Below are 13705 nucleotides of genomic sequence, written 5' to 3'. Positions count from 1 at the left end.
CTTACGCATCACGACAGACCTCCACGCGCGCCCGGCGGGCGTCGTTCAAGACCGATCACAATCACGAGGGATCCCGGAATCCACAGCGATACCTCGGCGAAAATGACTACCGGAGTGTACCGAACCGCCGTTCGAGGCGTCAATCGAAATGTTGCAAACAAAATGCAAATTTTGGGTCAAAAACGAGGGATGGGAACTTGCGGGTGAAACATTCGAACCGGACCGGGCATCCAAGCGTATGAAGGATCAGCGAGATGGGTACGAGAACTGGACATCTTGGTGGCGGTATGGCCGGCGTTGTGGCACGCGCGCATGGTCGTATAATCAGCGGCCTGAACCAAACCAGGATCCGCATGAGCCGTTCCGCTTCGACCAAAAACACGCAAGATCCGCAGGATATGACGGATGAGCAGCTCATCGAGCTGTACCAGCGCGGTCAGCACGAGGTTTTCGAGGTGCTCATCGAGCGCTACCGCAACGAATTGTTCCATTTTCTGGCGCGGTTCATGGGCGATCGATCCGCGGCGGAGGACATTTTTCAGGAATCCTTCCTGCAGGTGCACCTGTCCGCCGAGTCGTTCGATCCGGAGCGGCGGTTCAAGCCGTGGCTCTTTACGATCGCGGCCAATAAAGCCCGCGATTACATGCGGAAAAAGGGTCGCCGGCCGGCCGCGCCGCTCGACGCCCCGATGAGCAGCGACGGCGAAGCGGGCAGCTTCGTGGACCTGCTCAAATCCGACCTGCCCATGCCCGATGAAAATCTTCAGGCGGGCGAACTCCAGCAGCAGGTGCAGCGTACTATTGCTCGGATGCCTGAGCATCTGAGGGAAATTTTGCTTCTCTCGTATTTCCAGAAACTGTCGTACAACGAAATCGCAGACGCCTTGTCGATCCCGCTCGGAACCGTCAAGAGCCGCCTGCATACGGCAGTCGCGACGTTTGCTAAGACCTGGCAGCAGGAGCATCGGGAAGAACAAACGTCGTAACACTTTTTGGTGTTGTGCCCAACGATCGGATTTTCGGCCATGACGGACCTTCCATACTCTGACACGCTCAGTCCACAGGACCAGACCGTCCTCGACGCGCTCATCGACAGCGGCTTCGATCTCGGCGCCCTCGACGAAATTCATCACGATCGGGCGCACCGGATCATGGAACTGCTCGGCCTGCTCGACCATCTGCCCACCCCTTCGACCGGCGACCTGCTCGTTCCGCGAACGCTCGAGCTTATCGAGTCCACTCGCCGCCAGGAAGCCCTCTCGCAGCAGATCGATCATCTGACCGGGTCCGGCGGCGGGTTCGGTCCGCTGCGCGTGGACATGCGCGAACTCGTCGCCACCGCCGCGATGTTCCTCATCGGCGTGTCGCTGCTTTGGCCCATGCTGTCGAGCGTCCGATCGACCGCGCGGCAGGTCGCCTGTCAGGCGAATCTCGCCGGGGCGGGCATGGGGCTCATCAGCTACGCCGCCGACAATCGCGGGTCGATGCCGGCCACGAAGTCGCGGCTCGGGTCGCCTTGGTGGCTGACCAACCAGTTCGATGAACAGGGCAATGCGCTGTCGAACTCGGCGCATCTGTTCGTGGCGGTGCGCGACGGATATGTCACGCTCAAATTGCTCAGTTGCTCAGAGAATCCCGAAGCGCCCGAGTCGCTGCCCACTGACGCCCGCGACTGGCCCACGTTCGCCTCCGCCAGCTTCAGCTTTCAGAATCAGTATTCCCGCAACAAAGCCAGTCTCGAAGGCGGTCCGCTGATCGCCATCCTCGCCGACAAAAACCCCTTCTTCGAAACCGGCCACTACCGCATGGGCCTCGCCCGTGACACCAGCAGTTTCAACCACGGCGCCGACGGCGGACAGAACGTGCTCATGACCAACGGCCAAGTCACCTGGCTCGACAACCCCCACCTCGCCAACGACGACAACATCTTCCACGCCGGCGACGAGGGCTTCGACAACTACACCGGCCTCGAAGGTCCGACCAGCGTCGACGATTCGTTCCTCGTGCCGTAACTTCAATTTATTATCCCTTCGCCACGTTTAGCGACGCCGCTTGCGGCGGTCTCGCTCACTGCTATCATCCCCTTCTTCAAAGGAGTCACCGCAATGAGCGACGCCAAACCCGTCCAAGCCATCATTCTCATGGGGTCCGACAGCGACTGGGAAGCCATGAGCAAGTGTCACGAACTGCTGAGCGAACTGGGCATCGCGCATGACGTGCATGTCGCGTCCGCGCATCGCACCCCCGCCAAGGTGCTCAAGATCGTCGAAGACGCCCCCGGCCGCGGGGTCAAGGTGTTCATCTGCGCCGCAGGCATGGCCGCCCACCTCGCCGGCGTCGTCGCCGCGCATGCCCACTGCCCCACCATCGGCGTGCCCATGAAAGGCGGCGTCATGGACGGACTCGACGCCCTGCTCTCCACCGTGCAGATGCCCCCCGGAGTCCCCGTCGCCACCGTCGGCGTCGGCTCCGCCGGCGCGAAAAACGCCGCCGTCCTCGCCGCTCAGATCATCGCCCTCACCGACCCCAACCTCGCCAAAAAAGTCACCGCCTGGCGCGCCGGCCAAACCGAACAGGTCGAGGCCAAGGACGCCAAACTCCGCGCCTCAATCAAATAAGGGCTCGGAGTTCAAGGATCAGCAAAACACCAGCGCCCCCTCGGCACGCCCCGCTTCAGCGGGGCGTGCTTTTCCCATGCATGTTATCCTTACCCCCTGATCTCCAACCCCTAACCCCCAACCCCCCTCTCCCTTCATGTCCCTCATCCTCGACGCCTACAACGTGCTGCACTGTTCGCACGTGCTCCCGGAGCGCTACGCGTCGATCAACGCCCTCCAGCTCGCCGCCATGCTCGACCGTTCCAACTTCGACCCCGGCCGCCTCATCGTCGTCTGCGACGGCAATCCCAAACCCGACGAAGATCTGGCCCTGTGCGACATCGGCCGGGCCGAGTTGCTCCACTCCGGCAAATCCGAAGAAGCCGACGACGTCATCGAGCGCCTCATCGACGCCGACACGTCCCCGCGCAAACTGACCGTCGTGTCCAATGATCATCGCATTCAGCGCGCCGCAAAACGCCGCCGTGCCCGCGTGCTGTCGTGCGAAACCTTCCTCAATCAACTCGCCCGCGCCTTCGCGCGCTATGAGCATCAGCAGCACGCCAAACCGCGCCCGCCTATGCCCAACGACCCCGACGCCTGGATGAAAAAATTCGGCCTCACCGGCCACGAACCCCCACCCGCCGACCTCGACACCGAAACCGACCGCTGGCTCAAAGAATTCGGCCTCGAAGATGATGACGATGATTGAAGCCCTCCCTCTTCGAGGGGGAGGGTTGGGTGGGGGTGAACCGCATCAGCCCCGGCCCGCACCCGCATCGAAACGAAACCTGCACGATCTGACGCGCCTCACCCGCCCCCAGCCCCGCCCTCAAGGGCGGGGAGCATGACGCCTCAATCCCCAAACATTTGCGTCCAAGTCTGACTCGATTTACCGAGCCCAGCGCGCCGGTGGTTCGCCATCATGTTCGTCAGATGCCCCGGGCTGTGCCACCACATCTGAATCGCCCCGACGCCCGAGTTCGTCCCCGCCGCGATGTTCTCCGCGTTTGCGCTCGTGCCCGCCCGCTTGGCCCGATCCCAGGGCGACACCAGCCCCGCCGTCGGCGATTCATGCGAGAAATACCCCTTCTCCACCATCTCCCGGCTGTGCCCACGCGCCGCCCCGACCAGCTTCGGGTCGATCACCTGCACCGGCCGCTTCAACAGCACGCGGATCAAATCCAGCTCCAAAAATCCCGCGACTTCTTCGGGGTCCAGCTCATCGTAAAGCTTCGTATTCGCCGCCACCGCCGCGCGATCCTGCGCTGTTCCCAGCGCCGCGATGATCACCGCCTGATCCAGATTCGACAGCGTCCGCTCCACCGGCGCATCGCCCAGCTTCGCCGCCTGCTCCGCGTAGACCTCCAGCGACTGTCGCACCTCGGCGATGCGTTGATCCGCCGCCAGGATGTCGCTCGTCGCCGGCACCAGCGCCGTCCGCAGTTTCGCCAGCGCCGGGTCCGCCGTGTCGTGCACCGCTTCCTTCGTCGGCGCCGCGATCACCTTGTCGATCGCCTCGCGCTGCTGATTCAGATCGTTGGCGTCGGCGCCGCTCTTCATCTTCGCCGCTGCCATCTGCGTCGCCCGCAGCATCATCGTCTGATACCGCTCCCGATCGCGCCCGATGAGCACATGCACCTGTTCGAGCACGCGCTCTTTCGCCATCGCCGTCGAACCCGCCGCCTTCGCGACCAGCTCCGAGCGTTCCTCATCCGTCCGCGCCTTGCGATAGTCGTAAGCGAGCTTCATTGCCTCCGTCCGCTCCGCCGGCGTCACCACCGGCTCCGTCGGCGCCGCCCCCAAAGCACCGCACAACGACAACAGCACCACTGCGCACGACAAACGAATGCGGCGACGCCTCGACGTCCGTTCAACGGCCCATTGCTGCATGACGAAAGCTCTTCCCGAAAAACCAACCTGGCGGGTCAGTAGCTACTAAAGCATAATCCGCCCAAGCTCACCACGCCACAACGAAAAGAGAAACAGATTCACCACGGGGAGCCACGGAGGGCAGACAACCAGGTGATGGGTGCCATGTATCACGAGCCGCGCGCGTCAGCAAGCGGTCCAACCCACGTCCAAACATCATTCCCTGACCGCTCCCTGACGGTCGCGGCTCGTAAGAAAGCTCGTGTCTCCGTGCTTCAAATCATCAAAACCAAAGATCGATGCCCACGCGTGCATACGGGGCGTTCGATACTTTCAAAAGCGTGTCCAGGTCGCGGGAGTCGAAGCCGGTGGAGAATTTCTGGCTGAAGGCGTAGCCGGCGGCGAGGTCGAGGGTGCAGTTGCGGCAGGCGGTCCAGCGGAGGCCGGCCTCGATGCGGCGCTGCTCGAAGAACAGGCGCGTGTGGTCGTCGGTGCGGTCGATGTGGAAGGCGTTGAAGTCGTTGTGGAATGAGGCCTGAAGCGACAGCGTGTCCGTCACCGCATATTCGACGGCGGCGTCGACGGTGAAAGGAATGGCGTACGACGCTCGGAGGGTCCACGGACCGGCGCCGGGCTGCCATTTGATGGAGCTGAACGGCAGACCGGCGGTGTAGGTCAGTTCGTCGCTGACGCGGTGGTTGAAGGCGACGCCCGGCAAGGGGACATCGGGGAGGAAGGTGCGATTGCCGTTGTAGTTGAGGAAGAGTTGAAGCGATTCGTCGGCGTTGATCTTGCGGGAGGCGATGAAGTCGGCCTTGGCGTAGAAGCCGTTGCTGTCGCCGTAGGGATTGTCACCGGCGAAGCCGACGCCGGCGGTGAGGCCGAATTCCCAGTCTTCATATTTGCCGACGCCGAAGCCGACGGCGAAGGACTGATCGGAGAGCCGCTCGGGCAGGCGCGGGTCGGGCGAGTCGAGCTGGTACTGAAGGATGTTGAACCCGACGGCGGGGCTGTGCTCATCGGTGGTGTTGAAGCGGAATCGGCCGGTCGCTTCGTAGCGCTGGAGGGAGAAGTCGTTGCGGGCGGCGTCGCGCGTGTGGCTGCTGCCCTGATAGACGAACTGGGCGTTGACGGAGCCGGCCTGACCCTCGGTCCACGGCTTGATCATCAGCGCGGCATTGGACTGCGCGAAGGCGACGGTGTGAAGGAACAGCACGGCGGCAAGCGCCACGATGAAGCGAATCGGTGTGTGTTGCATAGCCCGGCATTGTGTGCGAACGGCCAGCGGTTGGCAAACGCGCGGGCAAGCCGGTATCATGTGCGTTTTTCCCCCTTGGGATGCTCGCTATGGGACAGCCGGTCATGGAAGAAGCCATTCAGAAAGCCGCGGTGCTGATCGAAGCGCATCAGTACATCCGCCAGTTCGAGAACGCCACGATTGTCGTCAAAGTCGGCGGATCGATCATGGACGACCCCGAAGCGCTCAAGGGGCTCATCCGTGACGTGTGCTTCATGGACGCGGTGGGCATGCGCCCGGTCGTCGTGCATGGCGGCGGCAAGGCGATCAATCAGGCGATGGCGGCGGAGGGATTGGAAGCGCAGTTCGTGCAGGGCCGTCGCTACACCGACGAGCGCACGCTGACGATCGCCGAGCATGTACTCATCAACGACGTCAACAAGTTCATCGTCGATCAGATCAATGCCTACGAACATCTGGCCATGCCGCTGCACAGCTTGGCGAGCTGCGTGATCTTCGGCAAGCGGCTCTACCTCAAGGGCGAGGACAATCGCAAGATCGACGTGGGCTACGTCGGCGAAGTCGATTCGGTCAACACGAATCTGCTCAAGGTGCTCATCGCCTCCGAGTACATTCCGGTGATCGCTCCGATCGCGCGCGACAGTGCGGGCGGGAAATTGAACATTAACGCCGACTCCGCCGCCGGGAAGATCGCCGGTTCGCTCGGAGCCGAGAAGCTCGTGCTTGTGTCCGACACGCACGGCATCCGCACCGGCGAAGGGGCCGACACGCTGGTGAGCCATCTGACCAAGGCGCAGATCGAAGAGCTGGTCGAGAAAGGCATCATCTCCGCGGGCATGCTCCCGAAGGTAGAGGCGGCGTTCACCGCGCTCGCCGGCGGCGTCAAGAAGGTGCACATCGTCGACGGCCGCATCCCGCATTCGCTCCTGCTGGAAATCTTCTCCCGCACGGGCATCGGAACCGAAATCGTATTGGAATAGCCGCCAGGCATCAGCGGTCAGCATTCAGCGTTGTCGCTTGAATGCCTTATCCGCTGATGACTGAACGCTGACTGCTGAAAGCTGCTCATGACTCATTTCATCGACATCGCCGACCATTCGCCGCAGTGGCTCCAGCACGTGCTGGACGTCGGGGTGAAGCTGCGCAAGCAGCGGGCGGAGGCGGGCGTCAACGATCCGCTCCTGCGCGGCAAGTCGATGGCGATGATCTTCGAAAAGCCCAGCTTGCGCACGCGCGTGAGCTTCGAGCTGGCCGTCACCGAACTCGGCGGGCACGCCGTGCCGCTGTCCAATCAGGAGATCGGCCTCGGCAAGCGGGAGAGCCCCGAGGATGTGGCGCGCGTCCTGAGCGGCATGGTGCACGCCATCATGGCGCGCGTCGCCGAGCACGCGAAACTGCTGAGCATGGCGGAGCACGCGAGCGTGCCCGTCATCAATGCCCTCTCCGATGATTCGCATCCGTGTCAGGCCCTCGCCGACGTCATGACGCTCATCGACGAATTCGGCCCGGACCTCGCCGGCCGCACGGTGGCGTTCGTCGGCGATGGCAACAATGTCGCGCTGAGTCTGGCTGAACTATGCGTCAAACTCGGCGTGAACTTCACGCTCGCCGCCCCGCGCGATTACTCCTTCTCCGACGCTGCGATCGCACGCATCGAACGCCAGGCCGCCGGCGGCAAACTCATCGTCACCGAAGACCCCTTCCAAGCCGCCAAGGGCGCCGACGCCCTCTACGCCGATACGTTCGTGTCGATGGGTCAGGAGGAGGAGAAAGCCGCGCGGCTCAAGGTGTTCGCCCCCTATCAGATCAACAATCAGCTCATCGCCGCCGCCGCCCCGCACGCCGTCGTCCTGCACTGCCTCCCCGCCTACCGGGGCATCGAGATCACCGACGCCGCCATGGACGGCCCCCCCTCCCGCGTTTTCCCCCAAGCCCACAACCGGCTCCACGCCCAAAAGGGCCTCCTCGCCGTCCTCCTCGCGGGTCTTTGACCCCTACTCAATTCTCCACCCGGCCCGCCCCGCTTCAGCGGAGCGGGGCTTCTCCCCCGCGCACCGGCGCGCGCCCCACTCCGATTTTCGCCCGCCCTGTGCGCCCCCGTTTCCGCCCTCAAAATCCCACAAAATCGCCGCCCCACGCGACTTCCCGCGCGCACGGGCGCGCCCATGCGCACAGTCAAATCGCGCCATGTCACGCCTGTGCGACGCATTTCCTCGACTTACAAAAACCCATGCGCACACAGCGGGCAGATTTGCCTCCCGCATGCGCGATCCGCGACACCCCCGTGCGAAATCCGACAAAATCCCCGCCCCCGGATACCCACTTCCGCATCGCGCCCCCCGTTCAACCCAATGCCCCAACCCCGACCCCAAAGGGGTCGGCTATATCGCCGACCCGTTCCGGGCCGGTTCGGGCCGATGCGCGGAATGGATAAACCGGATGCCGCGCCGCCGCCCGTCACCTCACCCCAGCGCCGTTGCCCCGCGCCCGTCGCGCGATGGATCATCGACGGGGTTTGAGTATCATCATGCAAATCGTGTCCGGCCGGGGCGGACCTGTATCGCGGCGCTACTCAACTCAATCGGAGGGCATTGCATCATGTCGAATCCGGAGCCGGTCAAGTATGTGCCCGCGGGGACGGGGCCGATGTATTGCGGGCCGGCGGATCGGGTGACGTTTTTGGCGACGGGGTTGGAAACGCATGGGAGTTGTTTCATTGTGGAGGGGGTGATCGCGCCGGGGGGCGGGCCGCCGCCGCATGTGCATCATTTTGAGGACGAGACGTTTTACATGCTCGAAGGCGGGGCGACGTTCACCGCGGGGGGACGGACGATTCGCGCCAAACAGGGGGACTTCATCCACATTCCGCGCGGCACGGTGCATTCGATCAAGAACGAAGAAACGGTCCCCGCCCGTGCGATCGTGATCATCTCCCCCGCCGGCCCGACGGGCATGCAGCAGTTCTTCGAAGAATCGTTCACGCCGACGACCGACCGCAACGCCGCATTGCCGGAGATCAACGATGCCATGATCCAGCGCATGATGGCCGCGGCGGAGCGGAACGGGATGTCGTGGGTGAAGCCGGGGTGAGATCGGAAACGGTATGAAATTCAATGTGACCATTTCCGGCAAGTGCGTCGAGTTCTCACGCCATTGGTTTACCGGCCGCGCCGTGGTCACGGTCGACGGCGTCCGCGTCCCGTTGCAAAGTCCATACAATCTGGGAACACACTTTTCATTCTCATGCAAGCGCATCTGGCACGTCGAATTCGACGGACACACACTGGTCATCGAAAAGTCGCGCCCGGTGTTCTTCGCGGGTCTTCGTCCTCAATCGTATCGAGTCTTCTGCGATGGCGAACTTGTTGCGGAAGAAACGGGATATTGACGGCTGAGGCGATCATGGACCGACAGAAGGATGGGCGTGAGTTTCATGACCGATCCGACACAAATCGAGTCGCTTCCCTTGCCGCCGGAATCGTTGGCGTTCGGCGAGGTGACGGTGCGGTTCAGTCGTGTGGTGCCCGGTGAGGCGGCGCGGGGGTTGGTGCCGTCTTTTCATTTTCGCATCATCGCGGCGGACGGTTCGGATGCGGGGCATATCAACTTTCGTGTGGGGGAGACGGAGCATGTGCGTCTTTGTGCCGGGCATATCGGGTTTGAGATCGCGGAGCGTTTTCGCGGGCGGGGTTATGCGTATGCCGCCTGCCGGGCGATCGGGCCGTTTGTTCGATCGATCTACGAAACCGTCATCGTCACGTGCGACCCAGACAATGCCGCGTCGCGGCGGACCATCGAACGACTCGGCGCACGATTCATGGACGAGGTCGCGGTGCCGGTCAACGACCCGCATTACCAGCGGGGCTCCCGCACGAAACGACGGTATGCATGGACGCCCTAAAGCAGTTTCAATAAATGCGTAGCTGCACGTCTTCAACGAGCCGCGCGCGTCAGCGAGCGGTCGAACCCGCATCCAATCATGTTCCTTGACCGCTCCCTCACGGTCGCGGCTCGTTTGGAACGCGATTTGATTTGCGATACCGCTCTACACGGGGTAATGCGATAATGCAAAACGGGGGGTCAGGGTTGGCGCTTGAAGTGGGCGGCGTTGAGGGCGATGAAGCGGCGGTCGTCGCCGGTGAGGTCGGATTCGGCGAAGATGGCGCGGGCTGGGCATTCGTCGACGCACAGGCCGCAGTCGATGCAATCGTGGGGGTCGATGTACAGTTGGGTCGCGGCAGGGAAGTCGGGGTCGTGGGGACGCGGGGCGATGCAGTCGCTGGGGCAGACGCTGACGCATCCGGCGTCTTTGACGCCGACACATTTGTCGGTAATGACGAAAGCCATGATTTGTGAACTCCATGATGGTCGCGCGGCGATCGCGCACGGAGGTTGGGGACGCTGGGTCGGGTCAGGTTGTCAGAGATGCGGGCCGATGGCGCGGCGGAGGCGCTGGCGGATGCGCATGAGACTCATGCGGACGGCGGCGTGATCGATGTCGAGTGCGGCGGCGATCTGCGCGGCGGATCGATCATCGTGATAGCGCATTTCGAGCATGCGGCGGGAGACGATAGGCAAGGCGGCGATGGCGTCGCGCAGAGCGCGGAGGGCATCGCGATCGGCGCAGAGCGCGGCGGGCGTGCGGACGGAGCCGGCGACCGCTTCGGCGGTCAGTTCGACATGACGCTGACTGCGTGTGCGCGAGCGGAAATGCTCCTGCACGACTTTGCGGGCGACGCCGCGGAGATAGCGCGGGGCGGCGTCGGGGCTGTGGATTGAATTGATGCGGGTCAGGGCGCGGACGAAGACTTCCTGCGTCAGGTCGTCGACATCGCGGGGCTGGTGGCAGAGGGCGGCGACGTAGCGGCGGACCATGCGCTCGTTGTCGGACGAGACAAGGACGGAGGGCGTCACGCGGGGCGCGGCGGCGGCCGGATTGTCGAGGCGGGTCAGGAGCATGGGGCACCTCTGTGATTATTGATGGCGGGAGAGGTGCGGGTGTAACGGGGTTCTCGAAGAAATAAGAAGCACGCCGCGTTGCGGCGTCGCTAAACAGGGGGAATGGGAATGTGAAATTCCCGCGCGGGGCGAGCGCCGCCGCTAAATGGGTCAGCGCGTGGCGGGGGTGGTGGTCAGGACGTGGTGCTTGCGGAGCAATGTTTCGAGGGCGGGGAGATTCGACTGGGCGAGTTCGCACATGGGGAGGCGGAATTCGCCGCTGTCCATGCCCATGAGCATCATGGCGGTCTTGACGGGGATGGGATTCGTCTCGACGAAGAGACCCTTGAAGAGTTCGAACATTTCCAGGTGGGCGGCTCGGGCTTCGGCCCACTGGTTGCCGAGGGCGAGGTGGACCATGCGGGTGACGCGGTCGGGGATGATGTTCGACGCCACGGAGATGACGCCCTTGCCGCCGACGGACATGAGGGGCAAGGTGAGCGAGTCGTCGCCGGAGAGGACGGCCAGGTCGGTGGTCGCGCAGATTTCGGAGGCGAGGTCGAGGGAGCCGGTCGCTTCCTTGATGGCGACGATGTTGGGGTGCTTGGCGAGGCGCTGGATGGTGCCAATCGTCAGGGCGACGGCGGATCGGCCGGGGATGTTGTAGAGGACGATGGGCAGGTCGACTTCGTCGGCGATGGTGGCAAAGTGACGGTAGAGGCCTTCCTGCGTGGGCTTGTTGTAGTAGGGATTGACCTGGAGGGATGCGGCGGCGCCGGCGTCGGCGGCGTGGCGCGTGGATTCGAGGGCTTCGGCGGTGGAGTTGGAGCCGGTGCCGGCGATGACGGGGACGCGGCCGTTGACGGCTTCGATGACGACATCGACGACGCGGTTATGCTCGGCGTGAGTCAGGGTCGGGGACTCGCCGGTGGTTCCGACGGGGACGAGCCCGTCGATGGAGCCGGCGATCTGGAATTCGACGTTGTCGCGGAGTCGTGCTTCGTCGAGCTGACCGTTGGCGAAGGGAGTGACGATGGCGGTGAAAGCGCCTTGGAACATGGGGATGGCCCTTTGGGAAGCGCAGCGAAAAAGGCGACGCGCGCGCGTCGCCGGGCCATCTTAGTCAAGCTGGGGGTTGATGCAAAGCGAGTCGCGTGTTACTCGACGGTCTTTGCGGTTTCAGCGGGCGCCGGGGCCGGGGGAGCGGCGGGGACGCGGACGTTGGACCCGCAGCTGCCGCAGCGGATGTTTTTACCGCGCGCGGTGGGGGGCACGCCGAGGATGCGGCGGCACTTGAGGTTCGGACACATGATGCGGATGACTTGTTCAGGCATGGAACATCCTCCACGAGCGGTATCGGCAGGATCGGGGTGCGACTTGCGTGGGGCGTCGGATCACCTGGGCGGAAGTTGGAAAACGGGGGCAATTATTTTGAGGTTGCGGCCGTTGGACCCGATGGTAGAATAGCATCGTGCCATCATCGGTAATCACGCCGATCCGGCCAAAACGCATAAGGAAAATTTTAGGGTCACTTGTCCGACTCGGCTCGACGACGAACAATACCCTTAATGCGTGAACAGGTGCACTCTCCGCCCGGGACGACGCCGCACCACCCCACACCCCGCCCCCAATGATCTGGGTCCCACGAACTCTTACTGAAGGAACGACGCGATGAGCAATCCAATTCGAGGCACGTGGCTGGACGATCCGTATCACTTCCGCACACGTACGAACCGTCGAACCTTCATGCAGGTCGGCGTGATCGGGGGCCTGGGGCTGACGCTCGGCGACGCCCTTCGCCTCGAAGCGGCTCAGAAGAATTACGAATCGAAGGAAGGCCCGGCCAAGAGCGTGATCAATATCTTCCTGCCCGGCGGCATGGCGGCGCAGGAATCCTGGGACCCCAAGCTCTACGCCCCGCTGGAGTACCGCGGGTCGCTGGGCACCGTCAAGACGAAGATCAGCGGCGAATACTTCAGCGAGTCGTTCGCCAAGTGCGCCGACATCGCCGACAAGCTCGTCGTCTGCCGCGGCATGACGCACGGCGAAGCGGCCCACGAGCGCGGCACGCACAACATGTTCACCGGCTACCGGCCCAGCCCGGCGCTTCAGTTCCCGTCGATCGGCTCGGTCGTGTCGCACGAGTTCGGGTCGCGCAACAGCATGCCCCCCTACGTCTGCGTGCCGAGCCAGCCCAATGTCTTCGCCGGCTCCGGGTATCTGTCCAGCGCCTACGGCCCGTTCAGTCTCGGCGCCGATCCGGCGAACAAGGGATTCGCCGTGCGCGACCTGTCGCTGCCGAGCGGCGTGGACAGCGCCCGGTTCGATCAGCGGCGCACGCTGCTGGATACGGTCGATGCGCACTTCCGCTCGATGGAGAAGTCCGATGCGCTGGACGCGATGGACTCGTTCTATCAGCGGGCGTACGCGATGATCAGCTCCAAGGGCGCCCGCGAAGCGTTCCAGCTCGACGCGGAATCGGAAGAAACCAAGAACATGTACGGCCAGAACGATGCGGGCATGCGCATGCTGCTTTGCCGCCGGCTCGTCGAGGGCGGCGTCCGCTTCGTGTCGATGACGTTCGGCGGATGGGACCATCACCAGAAGATCGAAAACGCCTTCAAGAATCAGGCGCCCAAGCTCGATCAGGCGCTGGCGGCGCTGATCAGCGACCTGGACAAGCGAGGCATGCTCGACAGCACGCTGGTCATGGTCACCAGCGAATTCGGCCGCACGCCCAAGATCAACAACGATGCCGGCCGCGACCACTACCCCAAGGTCTTCTCGATCGTCATGGCCGGCGGCGGACTCAAGAAGGGCCTCATCTACGGCAAGAGCGACACGACGAGCACGGAGCCCGAAGAGGACGGCCTGACCGTTCCGGACTGGGCCACGACCGTGTACAACCAGATGGGCATCGTCGCCGACAAGGAGCTGATGGCTCCGGGCGCGCGGCCCATCGAGATCGTCAAGGACGGGCAGGTCATCAAGGACCTCATCGCCTGATGCACCGTGCTTCGTGCGCCGGCCTGTTCCGCGC

General features: G+C 63.6%; 15 protein-coding genes. 10 read left to right on the top strand and 5 right to left on the bottom strand.

Annotated elements, in window-relative coordinates; all coding sequences use genetic code 11:
• The first annotated feature begins 254 nt into the window (after positions 1–254).
• From GC162_14865 to GC162_14850, 4 genes are all read left to right on the top strand, one after another.
• Positions 255–986 carry a sigma-70 family RNA polymerase sigma factor gene (locus GC162_14865; protein MBI1369922.1) on the top strand — a complete coding sequence of 244 codons (732 nt, stop codon included), beginning with the start codon at positions 255–257 and terminating at the stop codon, positions 984–986.
• Between the two features lie 39 nt (positions 987–1025).
• Entirely contained in the window at positions 1026–2012 is a 987-nt protein-coding gene (locus tag GC162_14860; protein MBI1369921.1) for a hypothetical protein, read from the top strand.
• Positions 2013–2105: 93 nt separating this feature from the next.
• Entirely contained in the window at positions 2106–2618 is a 513-nt protein-coding gene (gene purE, locus GC162_14855; protein ID MBI1369920.1) for a 5-(carboxyamino)imidazole ribonucleotide mutase, read from the top strand.
• A gap of 136 nt (positions 2619–2754) precedes the next feature.
• The gene (locus GC162_14850) at positions 2755–3309 is read left to right on the top strand and encodes a hypothetical protein (GenBank protein MBI1369919.1); all 555 of its coding nucleotides are present in this window, start codon (positions 2755–2757) and stop codon (positions 3307–3309) included.
• 143 nt (positions 3310–3452) lie between these two features.
• On the opposite strand, the gene GC162_14845 is transcribed toward GC162_14850, so the two are convergent.
• Together GC162_14845 and GC162_14840 are read right to left on the bottom strand one after the other, a co-directional pair.
• Positions 3453–4490 (bottom strand): hypothetical protein, encoded by a 1038-nt coding sequence (locus GC162_14845; GenBank protein ID MBI1369918.1) that lies wholly within the window; start codon positions 4488–4490, stop codon positions 3453–3455.
• A 262-nt stretch (positions 4491–4752) separates the two neighbouring features.
• Entirely contained in the window at positions 4753–5727 is a 975-nt protein-coding gene (locus tag GC162_14840; protein MBI1369917.1) for a hypothetical protein, read from the bottom strand.
• Positions 5728–5831: 104 nt separating this feature from the next.
• Here GC162_14840 and argB point away from each other — a divergent pair, with 104 nt between their 5' ends.
• From argB to GC162_14815, 5 genes are all read left to right on the top strand, one after another.
• Positions 5832–6707, top strand: a complete 876-nt coding sequence (gene argB / locus GC162_14835) for an acetylglutamate kinase (GenBank protein ID MBI1369916.1) — start codon at positions 5832–5834, stop codon at positions 6705–6707.
• An 87-nt stretch (positions 6708–6794) separates the two neighbouring features.
• Positions 6795–7718: an ornithine carbamoyltransferase gene (gene argF / locus GC162_14830; GenBank protein MBI1369915.1), complete on the top strand. Its 924-nt coding sequence runs from the start codon at positions 6795–6797 to the stop codon at positions 7716–7718.
• Between the two features lie 196 nt (positions 7719–7914).
• The gene (locus tag GC162_14825; GenBank protein ID MBI1369914.1) at positions 7915–8817 is read left to right on the top strand and encodes a cupin domain-containing protein; all 903 of its coding nucleotides are present in this window, start codon (positions 7915–7917) and stop codon (positions 8815–8817) included.
• A gap of 13 nt (positions 8818–8830) precedes the next feature.
• Positions 8831–9115 carry a hypothetical protein gene (locus GC162_14820; protein MBI1369913.1) on the top strand — a complete coding sequence of 95 codons (285 nt, stop codon included), beginning with the start codon at positions 8831–8833 and terminating at the stop codon, positions 9113–9115.
• Between the two features lie 30 nt (positions 9116–9145).
• Positions 9146–9628, top strand: coding sequence for a GNAT family N-acetyltransferase (locus GC162_14815; protein MBI1369912.1), 483 nt, complete (start codon positions 9146–9148; stop codon positions 9626–9628).
• A gap of 179 nt (positions 9629–9807) precedes the next feature.
• On the opposite strand, the gene GC162_14810 is transcribed toward GC162_14815, so the two are convergent.
• The 3 genes from GC162_14810 to GC162_14800 all read right to left on the bottom strand — a co-directional run bounded on the left by GC162_14810 (position 9808) and on the right by GC162_14800 (position 11724).
• Positions 9808–10074 carry a 4Fe-4S dicluster domain-containing protein gene (locus GC162_14810; protein MBI1369911.1) on the bottom strand — a complete coding sequence of 89 codons (267 nt, stop codon included), beginning with the start codon at positions 10072–10074 and terminating at the stop codon, positions 9808–9810.
• 72 nt (positions 10075–10146) lie between these two features.
• A complete protein-coding gene (locus tag GC162_14805; protein MBI1369910.1) occupies positions 10147–10686 on the bottom strand; it encodes a sigma-70 family RNA polymerase sigma factor in 540 nt (179 codons plus the stop codon).
• A 150-nt stretch (positions 10687–10836) separates the two neighbouring features.
• Complete coding sequence (locus GC162_14800) at positions 10837–11724, bottom strand: 4-hydroxy-tetrahydrodipicolinate synthase (protein MBI1369909.1); 888 nt, start codon at positions 11722–11724, stop codon at positions 10837–10839.
• Between the two features lie 687 nt (positions 11725–12411).
• Between GC162_14800 and GC162_14795 the strand changes: the two genes are divergently transcribed.
• Complete coding sequence (locus GC162_14795; GenBank protein ID MBI1369908.1) at positions 12412–13671, top strand: DUF1501 domain-containing protein; 1260 nt, start codon at positions 12412–12414, stop codon at positions 13669–13671.
• Positions 13672–13705 lie beyond the last annotated feature (34 nt).

It is taken from the genome of Planctomycetota bacterium, from assembly GCA_016125255.1.
In the GTDB taxonomy this organism is placed as follows: domain Bacteria; phylum Planctomycetota; class Phycisphaerae; order Phycisphaerales; family Zrk34; genus RI-421.
Note: the sequence above shows the minus strand (reverse complement) of the source record. Positions and strands in the feature narration are given on the sequence as shown.

What these genes read in the sequence shown, in the direction of transcription:
- GC162_14865 (MBI1369922.1), top strand. Translation starts at nt 255, where the DNA reads ATGGGTACGAGAACTGGACATCTTGGTGGCGGTATGGCCGGCGTTGTG.
- GC162_14860 (MBI1369921.1), top strand. Translation starts at nt 1,026, where the DNA reads ATGACGGACCTTCCATACTCTGACACGCTCAGTCCACAGGACCAGACC.
- purE (MBI1369920.1), top strand. Translation starts at nt 2,106, where the DNA reads ATGAGCGACGCCAAACCCGTCCAAGCCATCATTCTCATGGGGTCCGAC.
- GC162_14850 (MBI1369919.1), top strand. Translation starts at nt 2,755, where the DNA reads ATGTCCCTCATCCTCGACGCCTACAACGTGCTGCACTGTTCGCACGTG.
- GC162_14845 (MBI1369918.1), bottom strand. Translation starts at nt 4,490, where the DNA reads ATGCAGCAATGGGCCGTTGAACGGACGTCGAGGCGTCGCCGCATTCGT.
- GC162_14840 (MBI1369917.1), bottom strand. Translation starts at nt 5,727, where the DNA reads ATGCAACACACACCGATTCGCTTCATCGTGGCGCTTGCCGCCGTGCTG.
- argB (MBI1369916.1), top strand. Translation starts at nt 5,832, where the DNA reads ATGGAAGAAGCCATTCAGAAAGCCGCGGTGCTGATCGAAGCGCATCAG.
- argF (MBI1369915.1), top strand. Translation starts at nt 6,795, where the DNA reads ATGACTCATTTCATCGACATCGCCGACCATTCGCCGCAGTGGCTCCAG.
- GC162_14825 (MBI1369914.1), top strand. Translation starts at nt 7,915, where the DNA reads ATGTCACGCCTGTGCGACGCATTTCCTCGACTTACAAAAACCCATGCG.
- GC162_14820 (MBI1369913.1), top strand. Translation starts at nt 8,831, where the DNA reads ATGAAATTCAATGTGACCATTTCCGGCAAGTGCGTCGAGTTCTCACGC.
- GC162_14815 (MBI1369912.1), top strand. Translation starts at nt 9,146, where the DNA reads ATGGGCGTGAGTTTCATGACCGATCCGACACAAATCGAGTCGCTTCCC.
- GC162_14810 (MBI1369911.1), bottom strand. Translation starts at nt 10,074, where the DNA reads ATGGCTTTCGTCATTACCGACAAATGTGTCGGCGTCAAAGACGCCGGA.
- GC162_14805 (MBI1369910.1), bottom strand. Translation starts at nt 10,686, where the DNA reads ATGCTCCTGACCCGCCTCGACAATCCGGCCGCCGCCGCGCCCCGCGTG.
- GC162_14800 (MBI1369909.1), bottom strand. Translation starts at nt 11,724, where the DNA reads ATGTTCCAAGGCGCTTTCACCGCCATCGTCACTCCCTTCGCCAACGGT.
- GC162_14795 (MBI1369908.1), top strand. Translation starts at nt 12,412, where the DNA reads ATGCAGGTCGGCGTGATCGGGGGCCTGGGGCTGACGCTCGGCGACGCC.